Source organism: Halarchaeum nitratireducens, from assembly GCF_017874695.1.
In the GTDB taxonomy this organism is placed as follows: Archaea; Halobacteriota; Halobacteria; order Halobacteriales; family Halobacteriaceae; genus Halarchaeum; species Halarchaeum nitratireducens.
This window is the reverse complement of the sequence record NZ_JAGIKY010000006.1, coordinates 113359-137784: the sequence shown is the minus strand read 5'-3', so window position 1 is coordinate 137784 and position 24426 is coordinate 113359. Positions and strand designations below refer to the sequence as shown.

Genomic DNA, 24426 nt, shown 5'->3' with positions numbered 1-24426 from the left:
GCGCGGGCGACGGCGCGTCACGTCCCCGTCGCGGGTCGCCGGGCTACGCCTCGAAGGCCTCGTAGTAGAGCAGGGCGAGTGCGGTGCGGCCGTCCCGACACGTCCCCTCGCGGACGGCGTCGCGCAGCGCCGCGGGCGTCGTCTCGTCGACGCGGATGCTCTCGTTGAAGTCGAGGTCCCGTTCGCCCGTCGGCGTGCACCCCTCCGCGACGAAGACGTGGTGGACGGCGTTCGAGATGCCGTTCGCGGGCTCGACCGTCGTCAGCGCGTGGAGGGCGTCGGCCTCGTACCCCGTCTCCTCTTCGAGCTCGCGGCGCGCCGCGGCCGCGAGGTCGACGTCGTCGGCCTCGACGCTCCCCGCCGGGAGCCCGCGATTGACGCGTTTGACCGCCTGTCGCCACTCCTCAATGACGACCACGTCATCCTCGGGCGTGAACGGGAGGACGACGACCGCCGGGTCGTCGTCGAGGTAGTCGTAGTCGCTCTCGGTACCGTCCGGGAGGACGACCTCGTCGCGGACGATGTCGAACCCGGGGCAGGTGTACGCGACGTCGCTGTCCGTCGTCTCCCACGCGAGGTCGTCGCGTGCGTCGGTATCGTCCTCGCCGCTGGCGTCGTCGGGCATGGTGGACGGATCGACCCCGCGCCCCCTCGCCGTTTCGGTTCCGCGCGGCCGACCGGGTTCTCATCGCCCGAGACGATCGGAATGGTTTATCACGATTACGCCATGCTACGGTGGTATGACCGACGACCCGACCGAGACGATTCGGACGATACTCGAATCGCTCCTCGAAGAGACCGACGACCCGGACGTCCACTACAAACTCCGGACGTCGCTCCAACTCCTCACCATCCTCGAAGAGCGCGACGCCGCCGGCCGCGACGCGCTCGAAGACGCCGATCTCGATTCCGACGTCGTCGAGCGCCTCGAACGCCTCGGCTACATCGACTGAGCGCGAACGTCAGAGTTCGACGCCGTCCAGGGCGTCGCCGAGCTCCGCCAGCTCCTCGTTGAACGCCTCGACGAAGCCGCGGAACTCGGGCGCGTACGTGCGGACGTCACCCGGCGACGGCGGTGCGTACTGCGAGACGAGGTAGACGCCGCCCTCGCCGCCCGCACGGACGTAACTGGCCCGATCGGCTTCGCGTTTGAGTTCCCAGCGCGTCCCCGCGACCGTGGTGCCGAACGTCCCGTACTCTGTCGGTTCGACGCGGTGGAGTTCGGCCGCCATCCGGTCGGCGGCGTCGTGCATCCGCGAGACGATCCGATCGCGCTCGGCCGCCACTTCGCCCGTCGTGGCGACGTCGGGGAACGTCTCGGGGACGCCGTCGAGGACGCCGCGCAGCGAGTCGACGTGCGCGTCGAACGCCTCGGCGAACGCCTCGTAGTGGTCCATCGCCGTCGCGAGGTCGGCGGCGTCCGGGTCGGTCTTCTGCGAGACGACGTAGACGTCGAGGCCGGAGCGGCCCTCGAAGCGCAGGAAGTCGAGATCCCCCGCCTCGTACTTCAGGGTCCACTCGCCGCCGTCGACGCGGAAGGTCCGGCGACCGTAATCACCTCCTTGAAGACGGGCGAGTTCGCGCGCGAGACGACCGGCGTGCTCACGGACGCGCGCGACGACGCGATCGCGCTCCGCCACGGTGGCGTCGGCCGTCGGGACCGGAACCGTGACGCGCTCAGTGTCCGTCGTAGGCGCAGTGTCCGTCATAGGCGACGGGAGGGGGCGGAGGGGGATACGTCCCCCGCTCTCTCAGAGGGACCGGACGACATCGTACGAGCGTCGTTATTCCGACCACGCGTAGAGCGGCGGCTACGCGTCAGAGAAACCCGGAAAGGGTCATGAGGGTAGTGGGCCGGCGCGAATTCGAATCGCGTCGGAGAACCCCGGAACAAAGTTCCGGGAACCTCCGCCTTCCGCCGCTCGCTGCGCTCGCGGCGACGCGGTGACGGCCCTTTCGCGGGTCGTGCCTGCCGGGCCACAGGCCGGGCGGGCGCGCTTCCACGACGAGTTGGTGATGTCCCCGACGAGGAACGGCTTCCACCAATGGTTTTAGGCAGCCTGACTGGTGGGTGGTAATATGGCAGATATTGGGAATGAGGTCTCCGACGCCGTCGAATGGTATTGGGAGACCCTCTCTGACCAAGCAGACGATCAGCGCGACTCGGACAACACGGCACGTGGTCGCCGGGCACAGGTACTCGGTGGCGCACAGATGGACGGGTTCGCCGGCCTCATCGAGGACGCACTTGTTGAGGCCGGTCTCCCGCGAGACGACGTCCTCCACGACCACGACGCCACCCTACCGGGGTACTTCCGCGCGACGAAGCGGTGGGACATCGCCGTCGTCCACGAGGATGAGGTACTCGCTGCGATCGAACTCAAGTCCATCGCCAGCTCGTTCGGCAACAACCTCAACAACCGCGTCGAGGAAGCCGTCGGCAACAACATCGACATTCACGAGGCGTACGAGAACGGCGTCATCGAGCAGCCGAAACCGCCGTGGGTAGGCTACCTGATCCTTATGGCGGACAACGAGGACTCCAGCAGCTCCGTCAGGGTGCGCGAGCCGAACCTCGACATCGACGACGAGTACCGGGACGCGTCCTACATCGACCGCGCCAGACTACTCTGCGAGCGGCTGGTACGGCAGGGCGTCGTGGATTCGACGGCCTTCCTCACATCGGGCGAGGGCGAAGGACTCGACGGCGGCTACGAGGAACCGAACCCCGACCTCACGTTCCAGCGGTTCCTCGACGATCTCGTCGCCCACGTCGAGACGCAGATCGACAACGAGCAGACTAAGCTCGACGTCGACGACTGATTCAGACGAGCGTCGTCTGCTTCGTCTCGCCGATCTCCTCGGGGACAGGCAGCTTCTTCAGGAGCTTCGACTGCATCCGGTAGTAGTCGTTGTGCGCCTTCTGCGCGTTCGCCTCCAGCCACGCACGCGCCTTGGGGCTGTTCAGGTACTCGAGGAGCGCATCGAGGTCGTCGGGGTTCTCGGGGATGATGTAGTAGACCGAGTGACGCGGGATGACGTTCCCGTCGCGCTCGGCGTAGAACTCGGGTGGGTCGCACACGTCCTTGGCGAGGATCTTCTCCACCCCGTAGATGTCCGCCATCGGCGGATTTTCGTGCCACGAGTACCACACCTTCCCCTTCTCGACGCACGACCGGCTCTCCAACTCCTCACGGTGCAGCTCCGCCCAGTCGCCGAACGCCCCAAGCTCGTCCTCGGCGACGAGGTTCCCGTGTCCGTCGTACGGGCAGATGACGACGTCCCCGGAGTCCGGCCCGTCGTTCACGGAGAGCTGCTTGCCCGAGGTCGTCTGGTACGTCCACCCCTCCTCGACGAGTTGCTCCGGCACTTCCTCCTCGGACTGCACGTAGAGGGAGTCGCGTCCGGTCGCCAGTCCGCACGAGATCCGCTTCGTCACGTCGCCGAGCGTGACGCCGGTGTCGTAGTCGTAGGCGTCGGTGTCGCCGGCGCGAACCGTACTCGCCCAACTCGACCCGTCCCGCGGCAACTCCACCGTGTCCACGGTTCCGTCTCGGCGGACGACGCGCGTCTCCTCGCCGTCGCGGTCGTGGATGGTCGTGATCGTCGGGTAGGTGACGTGCCCGGCGAACGAGTCCTCCGGGACGTGTTCGATGCGCTCGACGTGGTACTGCGTCATCAACCGCCGCAGTTCCTCGGTCGTGTGGGTGTACTCGAACTTCTCGGGGGTGATGAACACGAGCCGACCACCGTCGGCGAGCAGGTCGAGCGAGCGCTCGAAGAACAGCATATAGAGGTCGAACCGCTGCTCGGCGGTACGGAACTCGTGCTTGTACCGCGTCTTCTCCTCCTCGCTGAGACCTTCGATGGGGACGTAGGGCGGATTCCCGACCACGTAGTCGAACTGGCCGTAGTCGCAGTCGGCTGCGAGGAAGTCCTCCTCGCGGAACTCGACGGCCGTGTCTCCGTTCTGCTCCCTGGCCTCGGCGAGCAACCCTGGATCGAGGTCGACGGCCGCGCCCTCCGGGAAGGGGTAGTCATTCTCCTCGCAGTACCGCTCCACCGCGGCAACGAACGGGCCCTTCCCCGTGCCTGGGAAGAGGATTCGGTCACCATCGGCGGGCGGATGCTCGGCGAACAGTTCGGCGACCATCTCGTCCGCGAGTTCCGGCGGGGTCGGGACGTGACCTTTCATCGCTTGACCCAGACTGACCCGCCAATAATACTTAAACATATATAATACTCGAGCGATACGAGGGATAGGATTTCAGCTCGGTCTCATCTATACCCTACTCGCTTCCCCACTCTCCGATCGCTCTACGAACTCGTCTTGGTCGTGTAGTCCGTACTGTCCGTGAGACCGGTCGGGAAGTACCCGTTGAAGGATTCCGTCCCAGACGCGACAGCTACAAAAGGAGGGGAGGGTGGTCGCTCGGAGGGGAGCGATGACGCTTCTGCACGCGTTGGATTCACGAACCACTGGAAGGCGGAATGTGGTTGTTACTTGAATTCGAATCAACGTCGCAGATACAGCTGAGAAGTTCCGAAACCGGATGTATCTCGCAATTAACTACGAAACCGAGCGGTTGCGGGAGAAGTGGGCCGGCGCGAATTGCACCTGCGCTTTGCGCAAGCGCGGTTTCGCGGTTCTCGCGCCCCTCCGGGGCGCTGCGCTTCCACCGGTAGGGCCACCAACTCCCGCGAGGGAGGTTGGCTACCCAACTCTCGTGTGCCGCCCACGACGGCGCAGTCGGACGGCAAAGATGACGGAACCCAACTCCGACCTCGAAGACCTGAACCCCAGAACCGGCGTGCAAATGTACCTCAACGACCGACACGGCGAGGTATCCGAGGCCACCCACCAATCACACGGGTACAGACTGGAACGCTTCCTCGAATGGTGCCGCGACGAGAACATCGAGAACCTGAACGATCTCACTGGACGCGACATTCAGACCTTCAAACTCGCGCGGAAAGCAGAAGGATTGGCCCCGGCAACGCTGAAGTCCCAGATGGACACCTTGCGCGTGTTCTTGCGGTTCTGCGCATCGATCAACGGCGTCCACGACGAACTCCCAGAGAGCGTCAATTCGCCTTCGCTATCGGATGATGAGAAGCGCGGGACAGACATTCTGAAAGCCGAACAAGCCGAGAAGATCCTCGCACACCGAAGCAAGTACGATTACGCATCCCGCAAACACGTCGAAATTCGCGTTCTCTGGGCCACAGGGATGCGGATGGGCGCGCTCCGAAGCATCGATCTCTCCGACACCCATCTACAGAACCAATTCATCGAACTCAAACACCGCCCAGACACCGAGACACCTCTGAAAAACAACGTCCGCGGAGAGCGAGAAGTCGCACTCGACACCACTACAACGCAGGTTCTCCGCGACTACATCGACGAGAACCGGATCGACTCGGTGGACGACTACGGTCGCAACCCACTCTTGACCACCAAGTTCGGCCGCGCATCCGATAACTCCGTGAGGGCGTGGATGTACCAGATGGCGCGCCCGTGCAAATCGGGGATGGGCTGCCCATACGACCGCGACCCCGACCGATGCGAGGCCGTCGATGGTCAGACGCGGATGAGTGCGGCGAAATGTCCAGATTCCGTCGCCCCTCACGCTGTGCGGAGGGGCGCAATCACCCATCACCTCCAACAGGACACACCACCCCGTGTGGTCAGTGACAGGATGAACGTGGGGCGAGACACGCTCTCGGAGCACTACGACTCGCGGACTCCCCGCGAGAAGATGGAGCAGAGACGGAACCACCTACCAGACATCTGACCGCCCGCGGACGGATCACGCCCTCGCGCAACCCTGAAACGGGGACTATCCACATTTTGTCGCAGTCCCAGTAGAAACACCACTAACGGAACTCTTCGACGTCGGTGCGCGCGGTCGCCGATCCGGGGCGCACCATACTCGTCACATTCACAGCCACGTTGGTAAGAGCACCGACGTGCGCGAGGAGATTGGCACTATTCGCCCCGATGCACAGTCACCACTCGACAACACCAGAGGCTAAGCTCAACAAAGTGTCAATTATAAAAGTTTTTACAAAGGTGGGGCTGCTCGAATGTCGACGAGTGCGGGACACCACCGGAGTAGGAAGGTGGACGGGAGCCAGAACTCCCGCCCGCGCTTGCCCACCAAGTGAGCAAGCAATGTCAGACCAGAATTCGACGGTTATTCAACCCACCGACGAGCAGACAGCGAATAGTGACAAAGAGGTCGATTGCCGAGACGGCAGGGATCGACTCGTGAACTTCGACTCCACGTCGGGTCGTCTCGCCAACTACCCCAGCCTCGCCCACAACAACTAACCTATGCTATCGAATCACCGACACATCCGGCTTGAAGATCGTGACTGCCCCAACTGCCAATCTGACGTCGTGACCATCTGTAAGGACAACGAGGACGGAGAGAAGTTCTGGTTCAACTGCGCAGCACCTGCTGAGGAATGCGGCTGGGGTCGTGATACACCAACCCATCGTTCGGAAGGCTCACGCGTCACTTCCGAAGAAGCCCGAAAACAATTCGATAAAAACTACCAGTAGCCGTCCGCGGCTACTGCTCTACCGGCGGCCGAAGATCCCGCCATCGAACATCGACTTCTTCGTTCCCGAGGTCGACTCTGTAGAGAGTCGAATCACGAGGATCACCCGTTTCGGCACCGGCATCATCACGGATTAGAGCAACTACCTCTCCGTGCCGATTATGGAGCCGATCATGATCGGGGTCAGTTTCGTCCGGGATGTCGATCCTAACCCGGTCGCCCTCGGTGAACCTGTTCATGATCCTTCCTCAGTCGTCGTCCATCTCGGCCAACTCCGCCTCGACCGGAGTTTCCTCGTCGGTCTCCTCCTCGATGATCTCATCGAGAGGGAGTTCACCTGTTACCGCTTTGTCAAGCTGGCTCCGAAGGTCGTCCAGCTCCTCTTCAGCCTTCTCGATCTGCTCTTGCCGCTGAGCGAACTCGGCGGCGATTTGTCGTTGTTCGCCGATCTCGGGGATGAAGATCTCGAGATCCTCGAAGTCGTCCTGTTGCGTCCGGCGACGATTGGAGTGACCAGTGACGATGGCCCGAATGGCGTTTTGGAAGTACTCGCTCCGGAGCAGGAGCTTTAGGTAGTGAGGATCTAGTTTGTCCTCGTCCTCAACCTTGTAGATCGGGAACTCGGTCGTGGAGATGGCTCCGTCGAAGTCCTCGCCGACCGTACTGATTGCACCCTTCCAGAGGTCGATCTGCGAGTAGACGATGTCGCCTTCGTACATGTAGTGCCACCGTGAGGAGCCGGTGAAGTACTGACCCTCCCACGCAACGGGATTCTTTCCCTTCCCGGCTTCGCGCTTGGTCATATCGCCGTCATGAGTCACGGTCGGGACAGTGAACTCGGTATCGGGGTGGTTAGTCGGGTCGACGCGCTCGTCGCGTTCCTCCAACGCGTCCCCGAGTCGGAGCTTCTTCGTCCCGTCGGGTGCGTCTTCCTGCGCCTTCCGCTGGAAGAGGTGGTACTTCGGGTCGATCCGGCCGTCGTCACGACGACTGAACATTTCCGACGCCATGATGGACATCGTCTCCGGATCGTCCCCTCCCTCGTAGCCCTCGGGGTCGTCGCAGAACTTGTGGTACTGAGCGAGGATGTTGTCTTCGGTGTTGAGGTCGGGGTAGCCGTCCTCGTCGGGCGTGTACAGGTCGTTCCGTTCGACGCTCTCACCCGTGGGTGCGTAGCCGATCTCTTCAGCCTCGGCGAGGAAGACCGGGTAGTCGTTCTCCGTGACCACGTCCGCCATCACGTCCCACTTCTCACTACCAGTGAGGTCGTCGAAGTCATCGATCTCTTTCTCGTCGAGAACTTGACGGAACGTCTCGTCGAACTCCTCTTTTTCCTCTTCGGTGTACTTCTCGAAGAAGAGGATCGAGGTCTTGTTCTGGGCACCGGCCTTCGTGAACGTGTGCTCCGGGAGCGAAGTGACGCCGGTGATCTTCCCATTCCGAATGAGGTGACGGCGGAGTTGCGGACAGTTAGAACGCTCGGAGTAGTTGTTCAGCAGGCCGTCGGGTACGACGAAGGCGAGCGTACCACCCGGTTTCAGGAACTCTATCCCTCGTTCGATGACGGCGATCTCCGTCTTGATCTTCGACCCCTTCTTCAGATCGAACCGCTCCAACTTGTTCGAGCCGAGCCGGTCGCGGTCACCAGCCTCGACGGAGTCACCGAAGGGCGGATTTCCAACGACGACGTCGAAGTTCTCTCCGTTGAGGCGGTCGCGGTCGAACTGGGTGTCCAGACACGAGCGGTCGCCTTCGATGTTCTTCGGCGACACCTTGTGTAGGATCATGTTGACCTTCGCGATCCGCGAGAGCTTCTCGTGGATTTCAACCCCGTACAGATGGTTTTGCGCGAAGTTGACGGACTGCTCGACCTTTTGCCGCTCCGACCCACTACCCGACATGATCTCGTTGTGGAGTTGGTAATAGGTCTCGATCAGGAACCCACCACTTCCCACGGTAGGGTCGAGGACGAAGTCCGTCGTATCCGGGTCGACGGTCGACACCATGTACCGGGTCAATTCGCGGCGGGTGAAGTACTGCCCCAACTGACCGCGGAAGATCTGGCCGAAGAACTCCTCGAAGGCACGACCGATCCCGTCGAGGTCGTGGCTGGTAATCGACTCCTCTTGGAGAATGTCGACGATGTCGGCCACCTTCTCTGCCGGCAGTTCGATTGTGGCACCATCCTCAAACACCGTCGGGTGCTCCTCCTTGGCATCCTCGAAGAGATCGTGAACGTTGTTCGCCACGCGGGAGTCAGACATCCCGACGCCCCGCTGGAACATCCGCGGCTCGCCGTCCTTCAGTCCCTCATCGTACACCTTCGCGAAGAGGAGCTTCGACCACTCGTCGAACGAGGTCAGCGGATCTCGCTTCCCACCGCTCCAAATCTCCGCGTGGGTTCGGCGAATCTTCTTCTCCAGTTCTTCAACAGGAGAAGGCGAGATGTCGTTCTCCTCACCTGCGATCAGCTCCCACTCCGGCTCTTGGTCGTACCCGACAGGAAGCTTGTCCTTGCTCCCAAGCCGATTCTCCTCGCGTTCCATACCGCCGAACCCACTAACTTTGTAGACGACGGACTGGTCGCCCTTGTCGACCAGCAGATACTCAGCACCGAGCGAGTTGGCGTAACCGTAGCCTTGCTCGATGGCCTGATCGTAGTCCGCATCTGAGGTATCGCGCGACTTGTTCTCCACCGCGATGTACGGCTCGGTCATGTCCTCGGAGTCGAACACGACGATGTCGGCGAACTTCGTCGGCACGCGGTCGGGGACGGAGAATTCAACGCCGATGCACTCCGCCGCGTACTCCATCTCGATGATCAGCCACGAATAGGTGACTGCGCGCACCTTCTCCTCTTTGACGTAGTCCTCCTCGTGGGGGTCACCACAGTGGTATTCGATCCGCTCTTTATCCTTGTCGACCTCCAGATAGCCCCGATCTTCCGCCTTCTCCACGATCGGGTCTAAGTGCAAGTTGTCGTCTTCACTCATCTTCCGTTCTACACGACATATCCCAGATCCATAAAACTATCTGTGGGAGTGCGCACTCCCACAGGACACAATTCAAGTAGTCCGCGTCGCACCTCATAGCGAAAATACGCCCTATACATAAAAAGTTCCCTCAAATCAGGGCGAATACGGCTCGATGAGGTTCGTTGGGAGTAACTACTCTGTAGAAGGGCTAAATGTGAGTTCTTGTCGATGCCGAGTGCCTACCGATTTAAGAACGCGTCTGACAGAGTAATCGCTAAATGTGGAAATTCCTCTGCGACTCGGGCACCGAGAAGGAGTGTCTTATACGGCAGTTGTTCGGCAATCACGAGATGGTCGGGGAAATCAACGAAGGCGACACGCTCTTTCTCCACAATCGCGAGTCTGACTATCTGATGGGGCCGTTCGAAGCGGCAACGGATGGCACCATGAACATCGTCGAACACGCGTGGGACGGACAGTTCCCGTATCAGGTGTACGTAGCTTGGGACGACCCGGTCTACGGCCTTCCCCTCGATCAGGTCTCCGACCCAGACCAAACCGAGAATCCAGTCCGGCTCCCCATTCGGCGTGGGTTTCAGGCACTCTCCGAGTCAAACACGGAACAGTTACTCGACGCGCTCCAGAACCACAAGTTGAGCCAAAAGATCATCACCAAACGATAGGCTAGAGTAGTTGACTCGGGACGTCAGTCGCCCCGGGCGTCTCCGAGTTCGCGGACGCGCTCCCGCACCTTCTCCGCCGTATCGTCACCGACACAGTCGGCGAGCTGTAGCCCCGACGACATCATCTCGCTCGCTTCCTCACGAACAGCGTCACCGACACGGAGCCGATCCGCGAGCAGCCTCGCGTCCAGCAGCCACTCCGCCACCACGGCGTCTCCCCCGACTTCTGCCCTCGCACGGACGGCGTTCGGCGCATCGTCCGCAGCAGCCGTCTCAACGGGATAGTTACGTTGGACGACTCGTTCAACCTTCGCAGGTGAGATTTCTCGCTCAATCCCGTTGTAGGGGCTGTCATCAACCCTGTACTGGTAGTACGCCCCATTACGCACGTACATCCAGACCGTCATCCCGCCACCACTGTAGCACGCCAACTCGCCAGCGGCGAGACGACCGCGGACGTACTCACCGTAACTCTCGCTCATTCGCTACCACCGAGGACATCGCCCTCAGGCGTTCGGAACTCAACACCACGACCATACGCGGCTTCGACAGCGATTCCGAACTCGTCGCGGGGTATGACGATGACGTCGACGTCCTCGACACCAGCGTCAACCTCGCCGTGGGCAGCCACCACGTCGCCCGGGTCGCCGATCTCCTCGGTGTCGTACTCGATGCCGTCCTCGTCCTCACCCTGCGTCGGCACGTCGGTCACGGGTGGTGTGTCAGGCTCCGGGGGTGCAGGCGGCGCGGGCTCCTCGGCGTCGTTCCCGTCGCCACGGACTTCGGCGACGATCTCGGACACCTCGTCCTCGTCTTCGCTGCGGATCAAGAGCGTCTCGGCGATCTCTTCGGCGGACTCGTTGGTGTCCTCGGCCATCGCCTCAACGGCCTCCTCCTTCTGCTCCGCCGTGTACCGGCGGTCGGGGCTGCTTGCGTCGGTATCGTCACCATCGTCACTTGTGTTGCTTTCGTCGGCGTCGTTGGTAGCAACATCAGCGTCAGGGTCGTCTCCATCGTCGGTGACCCCAGCCCCCGCATCCGGGTCGTCATCGTCGTCCTCGGAATCATCGTCGAGCGTGCCGGCGACGAGGCGCTCAACCACGTCGAACGCGTCGCCACCGAGTCGGAACTCGCGCATCACCTCGTACACGTCCGTTTCAGGGTGGTTTTCGACGTACTCGCGCACGTCGGCAACCGTCACGCCCTCGGCGAGCTGCTCGACTTGGGTGTCGTCGAGCGCGTCCTGCGCGTCGTCTGCGTCGGGATGGTCGATGCCCGCGAGTTGTGCGCCCCGGGCAGTCCACTCGACTCCAGCGAAGCACTGTTCGACGCTCGAGTCGTCGCTCAGCGCCTTCGTCTGTTTGCCTTCGATGTCGTAAGCGGCCAGTTGCTGGATTTCACCCTTCAACTTCTGACTGTTCATCCGCGGCACGTTCTCTTCTTCCGCATACTGTTCGTACGCGTCAACGACGTTCTCCTTTAGCACCTTACCGAACGCCGCCTTCTTCCCGTCCCAGTCTTCGTCGGGTTCTCCGGGACTTTCGACCTCGCGGAACACGGTCGTCGCGAAGTCACGGACGGGGTTGGCCGCGTTCATCATCTGCTCGCGGACTTCCTCGGGCTCGCCAGCGTTCGGGTAGAACTCCCGGTCGTCGTTCTGCCACCACTCACAGAGTTCATCGATGGCGCGAGCGAGCAGTCCCTTGAGCTGGTCTTCCCGGGTGAGGTTGCTGCGGAGCTTGTGTTCCGGGATTTTCTCGTCGCCCGTGAACTTGTTCGAGAACGGGATGTAGAGCCAGCGACGCCAGATGGCGTGGTTGTCCTCCGGGAGTTCCGGGACGGTATTGACAGCGGCCACGAGCGTTGCCTTGTTCCTAAACTTGATGCTGGCCTCCTGCTTGACGTCTGCAGTCACGGGGTCGCCACCGGTGAGCTTCTTCAGCGGGCCAGTGTCCTCGATTTCCTCGGGGGAAAGGTCACCTTCGAGGTTGGCGAGCTTACCCTCGAGATCGTTCTTCGCGAACCGGTAGTCCGACAAGTCGCCGAGTCCGCGGTGCGTCACGTTCTGCGCGCCGACGAGGGCGTTCAGCACGTCGATATACATCCCCTTACCGTTGTCACCCTCACCGGGGAGGAGAGCGACACGCTTGGTCGGATAACCGGGATAGATGGTGTGCGCCGCAATCCGATAGAGAGTCGTGACGTAATCCTCGTCGACCCACTCACGGAATCGCGCGTCGATGTACTCGCACTCTGCGCCCGGCTGGTAGTCCACCGGCACACGATGACGATAGAGCGTCTCGGGATCCGGTTCCTCGACTAATTCGCCCGTCTCGAGGTTTACTACACCGTTCCCGACCATAAGGTGGCTCTCTGGCGGTTCTCGGGCCTTGATTTCCTCACGACCCGTGTACGACTTCCGTGCCACCTTGTTCGTTACCTCGCGGATTGTCGCGTCAGTCGAGTGCGCACCAAGCAGATCTTCGACCATGCCCTCAACCTTCGATGCACCGTTCATCTCGTAGCGGCCAGTCTCGGGGTTGCGCCAGTAGAGAACCTCGTCGGCCCATCCCATAATAGGCTCCTCGCCACCACTTGGGTACAGCCACGTCCAATAGTACTTCAGAACGCGAGCCACGCGCTCACGAAGGCGTCGTTCGCTGATCTCAACCTCGACATCCTCACCGCCTTCGTAGTGCTTGACGATGCGCTGTATGTCTGTCTCAGCGAGCTCCCATCGCTCTTCGTGGCTGAGCGTGTAGACCTCATGCGCGTCGGCCTCGTGGTCGACGCTGATGTCGGTTTCAGGGTCGTAGTACGTCGTGACCTGTTCAGCGGCCTCCATCACGGACTCTCGGTAGCTCTCTCCGCGTTCGTCCCACTTCTTCGTCCGAGCGTCGTACTCGATGACGTCGCGGACGGCGTGCGTATCACCTTCGAGCCAGAACGCCAACCGCGACGCGAGCGACGCCTCAGCCTTGGAGCGGTCGACGCCGTTGCGGTCGCGAAACTCACTGTAGTCACCATCCATTAGCGCGTCGAGCGTCTCGTCGTGCTCGCGCGCCTTCTCGAGACGCTGGTCAACCCAGTCCTCGGTCGCCGAACCGTCCTCACGGCCGGTATCCACCTCGTGATCGTCCTCGGTTTCGCGCTCGATGTCGGGGTCAGCGGCCAGCACTTCAACGAGGGTTTCGGCGTCGATCACAGCGAGCTCCGCACCCTCGGCGATCTCGTACTGACCCTCACCGTCCTCCGAGCAGTCGTGCCAGTCCTTGTGGCACGATTCCAGCTCGTTACCGGCAGCGAGTACGTACTTGTTTGCGACTTGGATCTCGCCCCAACTCGCGGTCGGGTTCTTGACGCCGAACTCATCCTCAAGGACGGCCGCGGGCATCCGACCCTCGCTCATCTCGACACGGTAGTAATAGTGCGTGCCACCGTGCGGCGAGTGGTCGGCGAGTGTTTCCGGGAGGGCTTCGACGGCGGCGAGACCGGGGTTAATTCCGTCACCGTCGTAGTCGTCAACGTCGAGCACAACGAGGCGATCGTCGGCATCGCAGTAGACGCCGTAGTTCCCGCCGGGAGGACTGTTGTAGCGGGTGTCGTGGTCAAGGCACTTCTTCTCGCCGTCAACCACGGATACGTAGCGGTCGGTACTCAGACCTGCGTCGTCAAAGCGGGCGGCAATCACTTCGCGGGGGATGGATCGGTCAGAGCACATCTGACATATCCTTGACACCCCAGACATAAATACGAATCAGAAGACGGCCCGGACGCACTGGACGCTTAGGATGCACTGGACTGGCCGGACGCACTGGATGCACTGGACGCGGATGGTTGCGAAACGGATTTATATATCAATCTCTAATAACTAACTGGTCAGAGTCCACTTCTCCACTTTTTCATTCTGGACAGTGCTAACAGCGGATGCACTGGATGCACTGGCTGCTCCGGACGCACTGGCTGCTTAGGATACAGTGGACGTGAGTGGTTGATGTGGCTCCGAACCCCCTCGGCAGTCTAAGTCGGTGGTGCTACACTCCCGCCAAAGCGGGGTAAGTTCAGGGGTCTTACCTCCAAGAATGGACACAACAGATGTTCTAATGGTAGAAAACACGACTTTTGATCTCGGGGGTAAGGCCCGTAAGGGGGTAACGGAGGATTCGCGCTGAAACACACATCTCCTTCGCCGCCGAATCTTATAGCCAAGTTCTACTATACCCTCTTACGGGTCTTACCCCCTAAATCGAAAACCGTCATTTGTGGTTATATAGCGCCTGAGGAGCCGGTTTAGGGGGTAATACCCCCGGATCTTACCCCGGCTTACCCCTGTTGTGTCGACATCCGACTGATCCTTGGGCGTCGGTTGGTTTGACAGCGTGCCGGGTCGTTGGTAAGATGGCGCGTGGAGGAGCGGGCGTCTTCCGTCACTTGCGTGGGTTGCGTCACTTTCGTCACTGGCGTCTCTTACGTCACCCGGCGTCTCTTACGTCGCCTACGCTTCTTGCATTACCGACGTTTCTTACGCTGGTAGCGTCACCGACGACCCCTTGGTAAAGCCGCCGGCGCGGCCGGGGGTCAGTCGTCGAGGCCGTTGGGGGCGACCCGGGGCGCGATGATGACGGCCCCGACCTCGTCACGGACGAGGGGGCACGGCAGCGGCAGGCAGTCGTACAGCGTGTGTTCGTCGGCGGGGTACCGGCCCTTGCCGTTCAGCACGCGGATGGCGAGGCAGACGAGACGCGGGTCGATGACGGTGTTGCCCTCGTCGCTCTCCAGTCCGGGGCCGACGGCGATGTAGTCCTCGCGATCGGGCGTGTTGTGCGCTCCGATGTCGGGGAAGCGGCTGTAGTACTGCGGCACGTCGATGGTGCCGTGGCCGTGTTCGGCGACGTAGTCGGCGACCGTTTCGGGCCGGCTGATGACCCAGCCGACCGTGCCCGGGGCGGGACGGGCCGTGGCAGGGGAGTCGTTGCTGACGTAGTTGATGGGGTGGGCATCGACGCCGCCGTCGTCGGGGAGGGTCTCGACGCGTGGGTGCCAGCTAGCCACGTCGTGCGTCGGGGAGGGGTCGTCTGGGTAGTCGATGCTCGGTTTTCGTTGGGTGTTGGAGTTGCTCATAGAGGTTTCTACGGACTGCAGAACTGATTGGCGGGCAGTGCTGCGGCTGGGGGCAGCCTTTACGGTGGACGCACGTCGAGAATCAGGTGGAACCCCGTTGGAGGGGAACCGGCTTCATCCTGACCTCGACTCCCGTGGTCGCCGCCCTAAACGGCGACCCGGGGCACCCCTATTCGTCGTCAGCGACGCGGTACTCCTCAACCCATTCCGCTCGACCCGAGACGGCCGTGTCGGGCAGGGCGAGGATGGTCTGTGCGACCTCGGCAGTACCGCCGTCCGCGCGGAGCTGGTGGACGGGAACGGTGTGCTCGTCGCCGCGGTGATGGTCGTCCAGCGGGTCTTTGTGTTCGACGGCGGTGGAGCCGTCGTGGTACTCGTCGGGGTGGTACCGGACGGTGAGCATCCCACGGTCGAGGTTTGCGCCGAGGATCTCTGCCTTGCGGTTGTCGAGGTAGACCGTCACGCCTGACCACCCCGGATGCGGGTCTCGATCTCGGCGGCGACTTCCAGCAGCGTGCGACGCTCGTCTTCGGTGTCGGCGAGGACGTCGACCTTGCCGCGCATCCCGCCGGCGATGGCGGTCAGCATCTCGTCAGCGTCGGCGGCGTAGGCGTTGCCCTCGATTCCGCGGCGGAAGTCCCGGTCGTCGGTTTCGGCGGGGTTGGTGAGGCGGTCGTTGAATTCCTCGGAGAGTGCGGCGTTGTAAAGTGCCTTCGCGGCGTTGTCGTCGTGTTCCTCGTACGCAGCGAGCATCACGCTGTCACGGAGGGAGCTGATGATGGTGTCCGCGTTGGCGGCCGCGTTGTCGTGCGTGTCGATACAGATCTCCTGAGCGGCTTTGTCGGATTTCATAGATGTCTCTCGTGGGGAGTTCTGGATTCTGCTTGTTTCGTGGCTATTCGGCAGTCAACCGTTGGTTCTATGCTTGCTCGTGTGCTCTGGGTAGCTTACATCTTTCACCGGGAGATAGGAGGTCATTATAAAAAGTGGTTTGTGTGGGAGGACTCTAGCAGACATAATAAAAAATAATTATAATTATCTTATAAACCCCTGCCGCTGTGAACGTTTTAAGTATGGACGTTCAACTTCTGGCTGTGACTCAGACGCCGAGAGCAGAACGGAGACCGCCTGAGAGTGTGGTTAGACGAAGGTGCTTGATGCGTGGACGCGCCCGCGTGATTGGGTGTGTGCCGCCTCCTCACGGGTAGTGTGCGCGTGCCTGCACTGCGCTAGCGGTGTGCAGCACCCATACCCCGGGTCTGGAATGTAAGCTCGAGGCGCACCCCTTGGGTTCGCGTGGAGCCCCGGGTAACCGCACACACCCGTGGGTTCCGATGAACAGCGCCCGTGGTGGCTACCCAGCCTTCGGCGTCGACGTCGCCGGGGCACTCGGTCGCGTAGTCGTTGGTAAACCGTGATCGCTGCGAGGCTGGGAACCCGACGTCGACGTCGATGCCCGGAACCCTGCCCCCGCGGTGATGCTCGGGAACCCTGCTCCTCGAGGAGATCAGGGAACCCCAGCTCAGTGGCGGAGAGGCTGCTGGGGAGACGCCGCCGAGGGTGTCTCCCCCTGCGGTGTGGGCCTATGCCCCGGGAGCCCACGCGTGGACACGCACTCGAGATCCCGCTTCGCGCAGAGGGCGAGGATCGGCAGCGGAGTTGCACGGAGTAACCCTTCCTCGCCCCGGGTGGCCTATACTGGGACGCCGCCGATTGTTCCGGCCTTGTACCGGTACCCGTTCCGGGAGGTCGTTTAAGAAGATTGACAACATATGTGCGTGTGTAGATGGACGATTTCGAGGAGCGCGAGAAAATCGTGCTCCGCGTCCTTGCCGATGCTGACGACGATGTGATGCGGACATCTGAGGTACTTGACGAGGCACAGGAATACGACCGAGAGCTGGAACACAACACCCAGATCACCCGAGTCTTCGATGATCTCGAAGACGGCGGGTTGATCGATACCTTCGAGGGTGAACCAAACCCGCCGCTTGAGCCGCCGCGGGTCGCCAGTCTGACCCCACGCGGTGAGAGGGAGGCGGTGGACATCACCGTCACTCCGCTCGACGTGGACGATATTGACGACCTCGAGGAGTTGGTCTGGGAGCTGCGAGAAGAACTCGACGCAGTGCGCGACGGGCCATCGTACGACGATCTGGACGATGAAGCAGAGCAGAGGCAAGAACTCGAAAACCGCTTGGAGGCGGTGTCGCGGAGAGTAGAGGACTTAGCTAACTCCGTATCTGATGCGGAGGATGAGGTTGAGGAGACGCGCGAAAGTGTCGAAAAGCGGCTGTCTAACCGTGATGCAGAGTACAACGGTATCCAAAACCGCCTCACCAAGATCGACGAGAAGGTCGGGGAGACGCGTTCACAGCTGACTACGCTGCAAGAAGCCGTTGGTAATGCAAGCGCACTTGCTGAAAAGTACGACGAGGATTCGCTCGCCAGCGTCGTCGAAAGCAACCGTGGGTACATCAGCGACCTGTGGAATCGCCTGTTCGGCGGTGATCAGCAATGACCCGACTCGCCGAGCTGTACCGAGCCGCCAACAACCCCGACGAAGTCCTCGTCTACGACCTCTACGCCGGTGCGGGCGGCGTCGGGCTGGCACTGGAGACGCTAGACCTCGCCCACGTGGGGTTTGACATCGACGGGGGCAAGTGTGAGAAGTACCCCGGCGCGTTCTTCGAGGTGGACTGTTCGGATTCCGCGAACATCCCGGAGAAACTTCCGTCACCGGATGTCGTTTGGGCAAGTCCGCCGTGTAAGGCGTACTCAACCGTCTCCAACATCAATCACGACGACCCACGGGACGTCTACCCGACGATTGCCAACCTTGATGTCCGCGAGGTGATTAACGCGCTCGATCCCGAGGAGTACATCATCGAGAACGTCGCCACGTGCGAGGATCTCAAGGGGCCGGCGAAGGTGAACGGTCTCGCGTTCGACGCACCCTATCGGCTGGAGCGACACTTCGAGACAAGCTTCCACGTGCCCAACGCGCTCGCCGCCGGCCAGCCCGAGCAGTCGATGTGCGTGGACAATCCCACCGGTCGTCGGAAGGGGCCGCTCGCAGACGCCAAGGATGTGCCGCGAGCGTGGACGCGTGAGGAAGTCCGGTCGGCGATCCCGCAGCCCTACGTTCAGTACCTGATGTACTACTGCCCCGCCGTCGACGACGTGCCACTACCGGCCTCACTCGAAACGCGGCAGACGCTCCTCGTGGATTCGCGCACCAGCGCGGGGGATGGCGATGTATAGGGAGTTCACCGTGGGGCGTCGGAAAGTCTGGATCGGGACGAGCCGCCTGCCGAAGTGCCGTGTCTGCGACGGGGGTATCCTTCGGGTGGAAGACGAGAAGCACGGCTACCTCTGCCTGCGATGCTTCCTCGCCGCCGGGCGCATCGAGTACTACGGCGGCGACGTAGACCTCGATGGTTGTTCGCGCACCAGCGCGGGTGGGAGCGATGACGAGTGACCCGGAACCGGTTGGGGTCGTCGTGGGGTTCGCTTTCGTGGGGTTGGTTGCAGTCGGTTGTTCGGTCGTGTATCACTACGTGCTCGACTTTCCCGACCTGTACTATCCGACGACGCCGGTGGAGATGATGATGATCTACGCTGTGATTGTGGGCGCGATCGCGGTGACGGCTTTTTCAGGGACGGATTGACCCGGGGCTGTTTTTCATTCAAGAGCCGGGGTGTGTGCCCGTGGCTGGTGAACCGTTGGTAAGCGGTCAGGAAAAGGAGGAACTAGTCAGTCCGGTTGTGGCTCGTACCCGCCGGGATGAGCGCGGGCGAACTTCTCGGCGAATTCAACGGCTTCCTCGGCAGTGTCAAACGTGTCTAGATCCTCTGCTTTGAGAAGGTCGCGGCTTCCAGCGCGAACGGTGTAGCCGTCATCGTCGTCACGGATGAGGAGCTGCGAATCGTAGAAACCATTTTCGTGCTCCCACGCGGCTATGTCGCCCCCACCGCTGGAGGTGGGGCTCCACGCACCGACCTCACTGGGTGTGGCGTTGTCTTGTGAGTCGGAGTGGTCGGAGCCTTTGCCACCGACCTGAGTATCTTCATCGCCTCGGTCGGCGTTGTGCCCATCACTCGTGATGGTGTCGTCGCTGTCGGCGCGACCTAAGTACGTCCAGCGATGCTGTCCGTTTTCGTAGGTGACTTTGTACAGGTACGGGCCGTGCCCGTTCACTTTCTTCTTGATGATCGTCACTACAGGCGTTGGTAATTGTCACTTATTTTAACCCTTGGCGCGACAGAGGGGTATCCCACTTCGAGGTTTCATTGGAACCGAGGGGTGTGTGGGTTGGGACGGTTAAACCCTCTCTGTCAGGTGGTTTTTCATCGGAACCGACGCGGGGGTGCGGTTACTCCTCAGCGTCGGGCAGGTCATCGATCAGTGCGTCAACGTCCTCGAGGTTATCCTCATCGTCGAGCGCCTCGACGCGGTCAGCAGCGATCTCTCCGTCGTCACGTCGGCGATCTGCCCACAGGCGACTGTCGAAGTCCTCACGACTCCGGTAGCGCGACAGGGCGCGGGCCACGTCCTCGGGATCCACGTCGCGGCGCTCCGCCGCATCCGGGAGCGACTCCCAGCCGGTGGCGACCATCCCGACAGCCGTTGCGAAGCGTTCGCGGTGGCCATCGCGGTCAAGGTCGACGGCGAGATCCTCGGCGACCCCCTCGGTCGAGTACCGACTGTCAGCGTCCTCGAGTTCCTCGATGCGCTCCTCAATGACCTCGCGCTCGTGTTCCGTCATCTCGTCGCCGTCGTCAGTCATCGTCGTTGCCCTCGAACTCTGCGTCAAATTCCGCTGCGGTGGGCAGTCTGTCAGCTGCTTCCTCTGCACCCATGGCATCGTCACTCCAGCGAGTGTCACTGTAATCCCTGCCGCCGATCTGTTCGACCACTTCACGCGCGGTCTCAACGTCGACTCCGGCATCCTCGGCGATCTCGGAAGGGTTGTCAGGCGCGTCGTGGTCGTGGATTACGCTCTCCACGCGCTCGCGTGGTGTCCAGCCGGGTGGCCAGTCTGTTTCGTCGTCAGTCATACACGCGTGTTGGTTCTGCTCAGGTGTAGGAGTTTCCCCGTATGGCTTGTTATGGGCATTTTCGCGGCCTCTACGTGGGTTTTACAGGACTGGAGTGCGACGATGAGGATGGGCCGGTCAGGCCCGGTGGGCGACGGTGGAGTCATCCACCGACGGTTCTGGAGGGGCCATCCCCCTCTTCGCGTATGACTATGACTGGCGACACCGAGAACAGGTGAGGCCGGCGAGGAGTGAGACGGGCGGGATTCGAACCCGCGAGCCCCGTGTTATCCCGATTCTCACGGGAGAGGCTTTTACCCCAAGGCGAGGGATTCAGGCCTTGGCCACTCGGCCACCGTCTCGGCCTCGCAGTGACCCCGAGGAAGTCCCGAGGTATGCGGGACGCGACCATCGGGTTACTCGCCCGACGACCCATCTGGTAGTCGGTGGTAGAGCGGTAAAAGTCACACCCGCATCCGGGTGGGGGTCAGTCGTCAGCGTAATGGCCGCCGCTGGGAACGGTGGTGTTGGCCGTCGGCTGGGCGTCAAGGGGGTCGCCGTCGGCGTAGAACTCAACCTTCTCTCGCTCGCGTTCCAGCACCTCAGGGCTGAACTCGCCCAAGTAGTGGCGTCTGAACGTCTGCCAATCCTTCCAACCGCCCCAACTCATCACAACGCTCGGTAGGACGCCTTGGCCGAGAATGTGGGTTGCCCAACTGCGGCGCAAGTCGTGAACGTCGACTCTATCCCAGCCCTCGTCGCCGGTATCGGCTTCGAGGCGGGCGGTCGCGCGCATCAGCCAGCGGTAGACGGTTTTGTCGGTATAGTCGATGATCTGGTCGTTATCGTCAAGGTCGCCGAAGTCGGCCATCGCTTCGACTTTGTTTGCGACGCTATCGGGGACGGGCGGCTCTCGGTAATGGTCGTGTTTGGCGAAGTCCTCCCAGACACGGAGGTGGTAGTGCCCCTTTTCGTCGGTGACGAGGTCTTTCACTCGGACTCGTGCGATCTCTTTGCGTCGGAGACCACAGTTCGCACCGAGTTTGAACGCGATTTCCTGTTCGGTGTTCTCTGCTTCGTCAATCACCATCTCGATCTCGTCCTGACTGAGCCAGACTCGCTTCCCGTCCTCTCGGTCGGGGTAGGGTTTCATTCGCATCGGTTGTTCGGGAGGAGTGTCCTCCTATTCGAGAAGTAGGACGTTTTCGACCGTAAGTGCTCTCGAAGCAGGGGTGGTTCGGGGCGGTCGTGGGGTGAATCTGACCTCGAACGGGGGAATCCCGGACACCTACCTACTCGCCGAGAACCTCGAACTCCTCGACGCGACCCATCGACTCTGTGGTGTGCTCGTGAATGGTGCTGCCAGACGCTGTTAGCTCGTCGTCGACGTTGTGGGTCACCGTAACAATATCAATCAGGTAGTGGTCTGTCGACGGGGCGTAGTCCGTTTCGCCGGCGTTCTCGAGCTTCACATCGACTTCCGTCTCTTGTCCATCACAACCAAGCCCCGGCGTGATACCGATCACTTCGCCCTCGTGCGTGCCGTAGTCGCCGGCAAAGTCGATTCGAACCACGTCGCCTTCTTCGAGATCGTTGGTAATCTCGTCCATATCCAGCCGTCCCGACTCGTCTCACTTATTCGCGTCCTTCCCGGGGCGAGCGATTACGGCTCTTCCTCGACGTGCAGCACCTCGTTGCACCGCGGATCGACCGCGACTTCTGAGGAGCAGTCGGGGCATTCACGCAGTTCGCCGTCTTCGCTCACGCCAGTAAACACGATCTCTCCCGAACGGTCGCGTCGCGGGCACGTCGCCGAGACGACCGTCATCAGTCTTGCAACACCTCTTCGTCCCACTTGCGGAGTTTCTCGTGACGTTTTTCTTGGGACGGGACAGCGTGGGCACCCCGCTCGGAGACCTTGTACGACTGACCGCATTCGGGACAGGGGATGATTTCCACGGAGACGTTGGTAATCAGGCTGATCCGGTTGTCGCACGCCGAACACGTCGTTTTCACCGTCGGCATACCTGATCGATGAACGAGTTGCCAAATAAACGCCGGCCCGCGGGCTGCTACTATTCGAGACTTTGCGTTCTGACGTACTCATCAATCCACCGTGAAGCGACGCGATACGGGATTTTCCGCTGTCGTCGTAGGGTCATTATCTGCTCAGCGATATTGGATGGGTCACTAGGGAGGTCGTTGTGGATGTCTCTCAGGTAGTTGTTCCGCAGCATGGGATTCCCGTAATTGAACTCGAGCGATGCGTCGATCTCTCTGTACGTCTGCCGGTTCTCGTGTTGGTATTGACGGAATCCGCGCTCAAGTCCATTCTCGACGAGGCCCCGCATCAGTACTTGAGTTTCATTCTTGCCACCCGCATACATCCCGTAGCTGAAAAACTCGAAGAGTGACAACCAGCTCAAGAGAAAGGGGGACAAGTCGGGGTGCGTCGATGTCCGACCTTGCTCGTTCAGTCGTCGTCGCTCCCGTGACCAATCGTACGCCGGTTCGAAGAGTTGCCGGAGGTCGGGCAGTGGAAGGTGTTGTGCGAGAAGATGGAAGTCCAGCACCGAGTTTTCAATCCGATTTCGGATGCTGTAGAACCGTTGGTTCAACGCGTTCTGAGTCAGGTCTTCTCCTGATTCGCCGACGAGTATCTCCCGGTCTCTCTCAGTCAGTACGCCTCGGTCTCGATGAACCCAGTCGAACTCATCTGACATTCGTTAGTCTATGAGCTAATGAAAGGGGGAGTAATCTTAGTTCCTTGGCTTAGACGCCAAACCAGTTAATTTCAACCCCGGTCAGGTTGATTGTGTATGTCCGCAATAGGACTGCTTGCGGCGGTAGCGATGTTCGCACTAACAAATGTCGTGGCCGGGATGATTCCGACCACGTTTACGGGCGATGCGCAGCTTGCAATCTGGCTGGTGGCGTTGGTAGTCGCGATCGCTAGCTACGTCACAGTAGAGCAGGCGATGGCCGGTGTCCGCCGGTAGATTCGTAGCTGCCCGGGCACGCGGATCCTTTTGGGCGATGCTGCTTGACCGCGGCACCGAATGACGCTGAGTATCCGCGAAGTCGACCGCGAGGAATTGACGGGGGGAGAGCACGTCGAACTCCTTGTTGAGGAGTCCGGGCACCGAGTCTACATCACCGCTGTCGAGGGCCAGACTGTCGCAGTGGTTGGTAGTGGAGATGGTGAGCAAGCGTCGATCTCCCTTGACAGCAATGGATGGCGACTCAACGAGCCCGAAAAGAACGATTAGGGACGCCCCGCGTCGTCGGTGTCGCCGATTTGGTAGAGACCCTTGCAGACCTTCTCCGCGTCACCGGACGTACATAGGCGGTTTAGGACACGGTAGACGCGCTGTTTCGAGAGATCCGTGCGTTGGCGGATTAGCAGGGGGTTGGCTCGGTACTCGTCGCGGAGGACTTTGAGGACTTGTTCAGAGTCGGTTCTGTCTTCTTGGTTCTGTTCGACCATTTCCGCATTAGTTATTCAGTTCTTGATGCTTTTAGAGGCTGCGGGAGAGTAACCACTACGCAACCTGAGAGTGGGTAAAACCCTCGGATTAGGTGTTACAGCGTAGGGGGTACGCTCCCAATACACCTATAAGTGACACCCACTGAACACGAGGTGGATGAGTCAAACCGGCGACAACTCCACCGACGACCGCCCTGAAACCAGTGACGACCTTGACGTCCCCGCGCTCAGCGAGATCATCGCCGATGCTGACGACCTTGACGCCGCCATTGAGAACGCAATCCCCGACCGCGACGAATACCGCCACGTCTACTTCGACGACCCCGGCTGTGCAGTCGCGTACGCAGCACTCGAACTCGACCAGATCGAGGACGTTGAGGCCATCAGCGCCCTGTTCCTCTCCTCGCCTCGATCACGCGATGACGTGAGCGCCGCCGCCAACCGTCGGATGCACGAGATCTGCGACGACGACCTCGACCCGCTCGTCGTCACCGACGGCACTGACGGCTCCGCATAGCCCCTCACCCGCCTTGTCCGCGTAATGGTCGAAACG

Annotated in this window: 28 protein-coding genes and 1 tRNA gene; 10 read left to right on the top strand and 19 right to left on the bottom strand. The window is 61.3% G+C overall.

Translation table 11 applies throughout. From position 1 onward, the window contains the following. Positions 1-43: 43 nt before the first annotated feature. The gene (locus tag J2754_RS07835; RefSeq protein ID WP_211087119.1) at positions 44-625 is read right to left on the bottom strand and encodes an NUDIX hydrolase; all 582 of its coding nucleotides are present in this window, start codon (positions 623-625) and stop codon (positions 44-46) included. A 115-nt stretch (positions 626-740) separates the two neighbouring features. Here J2754_RS07835 and J2754_RS07830 point away from each other — a divergent pair, with 115 nt between their 5' ends. Further along, positions 741-953, top strand: a complete 213-nt coding sequence (locus J2754_RS07830) for a hypothetical protein (protein WP_211087118.1) — start codon at positions 741-743, stop codon at positions 951-953. A gap of 9 nt (positions 954-962) precedes the next feature. On the opposite strand, the gene J2754_RS07825 is transcribed toward J2754_RS07830, so the two are convergent. After that, positions 963-1709 (bottom strand): profilin-fold protein, encoded by a 747-nt coding sequence (locus tag J2754_RS07825; protein ID WP_211087117.1) that lies wholly within the window; start codon positions 1707-1709, stop codon positions 963-965. A 370-nt stretch (positions 1710-2079) separates the two neighbouring features. Between J2754_RS07825 and J2754_RS07820 the strand changes: the two genes are divergently transcribed. After that, positions 2080-2823 carry a PaeR7I family type II restriction endonuclease gene (locus J2754_RS07820; RefSeq protein WP_211087116.1) on the top strand — a complete coding sequence of 248 codons (744 nt, stop codon included), beginning with the start codon at positions 2080-2082 and terminating at the stop codon, positions 2821-2823. A 1-nt stretch (position 2824) separates the two neighbouring features. Here the strand turns inward: J2754_RS07820 and J2754_RS07815 are convergent, their stop codons facing one another. After that, on the bottom strand, positions 2825-4195 hold the full coding sequence (locus J2754_RS07815) for an Eco57I restriction-modification methylase domain-containing protein (RefSeq protein ID WP_211087115.1): 1371 nt from the start codon (positions 4193-4195) through the stop codon (positions 2825-2827). A 568-nt stretch (positions 4196-4763) separates the two neighbouring features. Here J2754_RS07815 and J2754_RS07810 point away from each other — a divergent pair. Next, positions 4764-5795, top strand: a complete 1032-nt coding sequence (locus tag J2754_RS07810) for a tyrosine-type recombinase/integrase (protein ID WP_211087114.1) — start codon at positions 4764-4766, stop codon at positions 5793-5795. 783 nt (positions 5796-6578) lie between these two features. On the opposite strand, the gene J2754_RS07805 is transcribed toward J2754_RS07810, so the two are convergent. Beyond that, positions 6579-6806 carry a DUF8139 family protein gene (locus J2754_RS07805; protein WP_211087113.1) on the bottom strand — a complete coding sequence of 76 codons (228 nt, stop codon included), beginning with the start codon at positions 6804-6806 and terminating at the stop codon, positions 6579-6581. 9 nt (positions 6807-6815) lie between these two features. Then, positions 6816-9560 (bottom strand): N-6 DNA methylase, encoded by a 2745-nt coding sequence (locus tag J2754_RS07800; RefSeq protein WP_211087112.1) that lies wholly within the window; start codon positions 9558-9560, stop codon positions 6816-6818. Positions 9561-9820: 260 nt separating this feature from the next. Between J2754_RS07800 and J2754_RS07795 the strand changes: the two genes are divergently transcribed. After that, positions 9821-10225, top strand: coding sequence for a hypothetical protein (locus tag J2754_RS07795; RefSeq protein WP_211087111.1), 405 nt, complete (start codon positions 9821-9823; stop codon positions 10223-10225). A gap of 23 nt (positions 10226-10248) precedes the next feature. On the opposite strand, the gene J2754_RS07790 is transcribed toward J2754_RS07795, so the two are convergent. The 5 genes from J2754_RS07790 to J2754_RS07770 all read right to left on the bottom strand — a co-directional run bounded on the left by J2754_RS07790 (position 10249) and on the right by J2754_RS07770 (position 16198). Next, positions 10249-10707 (bottom strand): hypothetical protein, encoded by a 459-nt coding sequence (locus tag J2754_RS07790; protein ID WP_211087110.1) that lies wholly within the window; start codon positions 10705-10707, stop codon positions 10249-10251. Next, positions 10704-13946, bottom strand: coding sequence for a phage/plasmid primase, P4 family (locus tag J2754_RS07785; protein ID WP_211087109.1), 3243 nt, complete (start codon positions 13944-13946; stop codon positions 10704-10706). Before J2754_RS07785 ends, J2754_RS07790 begins: the two co-directional genes overlap by 4 nt. Before the next feature lie 857 nt (positions 13947-14803). Further along, positions 14804-15346, bottom strand: coding sequence for a hypothetical protein (locus J2754_RS07780; RefSeq protein WP_211087108.1), 543 nt, complete (start codon positions 15344-15346; stop codon positions 14804-14806). Positions 15347-15515: 169 nt separating this feature from the next. Beyond that, the gene (locus tag J2754_RS07775) at positions 15516-15809 is read right to left on the bottom strand and encodes a hypothetical protein (protein WP_211087107.1); all 294 of its coding nucleotides are present in this window, start codon (positions 15807-15809) and stop codon (positions 15516-15518) included. Next, positions 15806-16198, bottom strand: coding sequence for a hypothetical protein (locus tag J2754_RS07770; RefSeq protein ID WP_211087106.1), 393 nt, complete (start codon positions 16196-16198; stop codon positions 15806-15808). The genes J2754_RS07775 and J2754_RS07770 overlap by 4 nt, the downstream gene beginning before the upstream one ends. Positions 16199-17132: 934 nt before the next feature. Here J2754_RS07770 and J2754_RS07765 point away from each other — a divergent pair. The 4 genes from J2754_RS07765 (at position 17133) to J2754_RS07755 (ending at position 19017) form a co-directional block, all read left to right on the top strand. Beyond that, on the top strand, positions 17133-17867 hold the full coding sequence (locus tag J2754_RS07765) for a hypothetical protein (RefSeq protein WP_211087105.1): 735 nt from the start codon (positions 17133-17135) through the stop codon (positions 17865-17867). Then, complete coding sequence (locus J2754_RS07760; RefSeq protein WP_211087104.1) at positions 17864-18610, top strand: DNA cytosine methyltransferase; 747 nt, start codon at positions 17864-17866, stop codon at positions 18608-18610. The genes J2754_RS07765 and J2754_RS07760 overlap by 4 nt, the downstream gene beginning before the upstream one ends. 85 nt (positions 18611-18695) lie before the next feature. After that, entirely contained in the window at positions 18696-18827 is a 132-nt protein-coding gene (locus J2754_RS16435) for a hypothetical protein (RefSeq protein WP_281063866.1), read from the top strand. Next, positions 18817-19017: a hypothetical protein gene (locus J2754_RS07755; RefSeq protein ID WP_211087103.1), complete on the top strand. Its 201-nt coding sequence runs from the start codon at positions 18817-18819 to the stop codon at positions 19015-19017. Before J2754_RS16435 ends, J2754_RS07755 begins: the two co-directional genes overlap by 11 nt. Positions 19018-19103: 86 nt before the next feature. Here the strand turns inward: J2754_RS07755 and J2754_RS07750 are convergent, their stop codons facing one another. From J2754_RS07750 to J2754_RS07710, 9 genes are all read right to left on the bottom strand, one after another. After that, entirely contained in the window at positions 19104-19568 is a 465-nt protein-coding gene (locus J2754_RS07750) for a hypothetical protein (RefSeq protein ID WP_211087102.1), read from the bottom strand. A 154-nt stretch (positions 19569-19722) separates the two neighbouring features. After that, positions 19723-20136: a hypothetical protein gene (locus J2754_RS07745; protein ID WP_211087101.1), complete on the bottom strand. Its 414-nt coding sequence runs from the start codon at positions 20134-20136 to the stop codon at positions 19723-19725. Next, on the bottom strand, positions 20129-20407 hold the full coding sequence (locus J2754_RS07740; RefSeq protein ID WP_211087100.1) for a hypothetical protein: 279 nt from the start codon (positions 20405-20407) through the stop codon (positions 20129-20131). The genes J2754_RS07745 and J2754_RS07740 overlap by 8 nt, the downstream gene beginning before the upstream one ends. Positions 20408-20638: 231 nt before the next feature. Beyond that, positions 20639-20748: transfer RNA gene (locus J2754_RS07735), tRNA-Pro, on the bottom strand. Positions 20749-20873: 125 nt separating this feature from the next. Then, a complete protein-coding gene (locus tag J2754_RS07730) occupies positions 20874-21539 on the bottom strand; it encodes a site-specific integrase (protein WP_211087099.1) in 666 nt (221 codons plus the stop codon). Between the two features lie 139 nt (positions 21540-21678). After that, positions 21679-21996: a hypothetical protein gene (locus J2754_RS07725; protein ID WP_211087098.1), complete on the bottom strand. Its 318-nt coding sequence runs from the start codon at positions 21994-21996 to the stop codon at positions 21679-21681. Positions 21997-22049: 53 nt separating this feature from the next. Next, positions 22050-22214 carry a hypothetical protein gene (locus tag J2754_RS07720; RefSeq protein ID WP_211087097.1) on the bottom strand — a complete coding sequence of 55 codons (165 nt, stop codon included), beginning with the start codon at positions 22212-22214 and terminating at the stop codon, positions 22050-22052. Further along, entirely contained in the window at positions 22214-22411 is a 198-nt protein-coding gene (locus J2754_RS07715) for a hypothetical protein (protein ID WP_211087096.1), read from the bottom strand. The genes J2754_RS07720 and J2754_RS07715 overlap by 1 nt, the downstream gene beginning before the upstream one ends. A 50-nt stretch (positions 22412-22461) precedes the next feature. Then, the gene (locus J2754_RS07710) at positions 22462-23109 is read right to left on the bottom strand and encodes a DUF8102 family protein (RefSeq protein WP_211087095.1); all 648 of its coding nucleotides are present in this window, start codon (positions 23107-23109) and stop codon (positions 22462-22464) included. Between the two features lie 336 nt (positions 23110-23445). Here J2754_RS07710 and J2754_RS07705 point away from each other — a divergent pair, with 336 nt between their 5' ends. Both J2754_RS07705 and J2754_RS07700 read left to right on the top strand, forming a co-directional pair. Further along, positions 23446-23655, top strand: coding sequence for a hypothetical protein (locus J2754_RS07705; RefSeq protein WP_211087094.1), 210 nt, complete (start codon positions 23446-23448; stop codon positions 23653-23655). A 375-nt stretch (positions 23656-24030) separates the two neighbouring features. Further along, positions 24031-24390 (top strand): hypothetical protein, encoded by a 360-nt coding sequence (locus J2754_RS07700; RefSeq protein ID WP_211087093.1) that lies wholly within the window; start codon positions 24031-24033, stop codon positions 24388-24390. Positions 24391-24426: the final 36 nt, after the last annotated feature.

Coding starts and splice junctions, on each gene's coding strand:
- J2754_RS07835 (WP_211087119.1), bottom strand. CDS start 625: ATGCCCGACGACGCCAGCGGCGAGGACGATACCGACGCACGCGACGAC.
- J2754_RS07830 (WP_211087118.1), top strand. CDS start 741: ATGACCGACGACCCGACCGAGACGATTCGGACGATACTCGAATCGCTC.
- J2754_RS07825 (WP_211087117.1), bottom strand. CDS start 1,709: ATGACGGACACTGCGCCTACGACGGACACTGAGCGCGTCACGGTTCCG.
- J2754_RS07820 (WP_211087116.1), top strand. CDS start 2,080: ATGGCAGATATTGGGAATGAGGTCTCCGACGCCGTCGAATGGTATTGG.
- J2754_RS07815 (WP_211087115.1), bottom strand. CDS start 4,195: ATGAAAGGTCACGTCCCGACCCCGCCGGAACTCGCGGACGAGATGGTC.
- J2754_RS07810 (WP_211087114.1), top strand. CDS start 4,764: ATGACGGAACCCAACTCCGACCTCGAAGACCTGAACCCCAGAACCGGC.
- J2754_RS07805 (WP_211087113.1), bottom strand. CDS start 6,806: ATGAACAGGTTCACCGAGGGCGACCGGGTTAGGATCGACATCCCGGAC.
- J2754_RS07800 (WP_211087112.1), bottom strand. CDS start 9,560: ATGAGTGAAGACGACAACTTGCACTTAGACCCGATCGTGGAGAAGGCG.
- J2754_RS07795 (WP_211087111.1), top strand. CDS start 9,821: ATGTGGAAATTCCTCTGCGACTCGGGCACCGAGAAGGAGTGTCTTATA.
- J2754_RS07790 (WP_211087110.1), bottom strand. CDS start 10,707: ATGAGCGAGAGTTACGGTGAGTACGTCCGCGGTCGTCTCGCCGCTGGC.
- J2754_RS07785 (WP_211087109.1), bottom strand. CDS start 13,946: ATGTGCTCTGACCGATCCATCCCCCGCGAAGTGATTGCCGCCCGCTTT.
- J2754_RS07780 (WP_211087108.1), bottom strand. CDS start 15,346: ATGAGCAACTCCAACACCCAACGAAAACCGAGCATCGACTACCCAGAC.
- J2754_RS07770 (WP_211087106.1), bottom strand. CDS start 16,198: ATGAAATCCGACAAAGCCGCTCAGGAGATCTGTATCGACACGCACGAC.
- J2754_RS07765 (WP_211087105.1), top strand. CDS start 17,133: ATGGACGATTTCGAGGAGCGCGAGAAAATCGTGCTCCGCGTCCTTGCC.
- J2754_RS07760 (WP_211087104.1), top strand. CDS start 17,864: ATGACCCGACTCGCCGAGCTGTACCGAGCCGCCAACAACCCCGACGAA.
- J2754_RS07755 (WP_211087103.1), top strand. CDS start 18,817: ATGACGAGTGACCCGGAACCGGTTGGGGTCGTCGTGGGGTTCGCTTTC.
- J2754_RS07745 (WP_211087101.1), bottom strand. CDS start 20,136: ATGACTGACGACGGCGACGAGATGACGGAACACGAGCGCGAGGTCATT.
- J2754_RS07740 (WP_211087100.1), bottom strand. CDS start 20,407: ATGACTGACGACGAAACAGACTGGCCACCCGGCTGGACACCACGCGAG.
- J2754_RS07730 (WP_211087099.1), bottom strand. CDS start 21,539: ATGAAACCCTACCCCGACCGAGAGGACGGGAAGCGAGTCTGGCTCAGT.
- J2754_RS07725 (WP_211087098.1), bottom strand. CDS start 21,996: ATGGACGAGATTACCAACGATCTCGAAGAAGGCGACGTGGTTCGAATC.
- J2754_RS07720 (WP_211087097.1), bottom strand. CDS start 22,214: ATGACGGTCGTCTCGGCGACGTGCCCGCGACGCGACCGTTCGGGAGAG.
- J2754_RS07715 (WP_211087096.1), bottom strand. CDS start 22,411: ATGCCGACGGTGAAAACGACGTGTTCGGCGTGCGACAACCGGATCAGC.
- J2754_RS07710 (WP_211087095.1), bottom strand. CDS start 23,109: ATGTCAGATGAGTTCGACTGGGTTCATCGAGACCGAGGCGTACTGACT.
- J2754_RS07705 (WP_211087094.1), top strand. CDS start 23,446: ATGACGCTGAGTATCCGCGAAGTCGACCGCGAGGAATTGACGGGGGGA.
- J2754_RS07700 (WP_211087093.1), top strand. CDS start 24,031: ATGAGTCAAACCGGCGACAACTCCACCGACGACCGCCCTGAAACCAGT.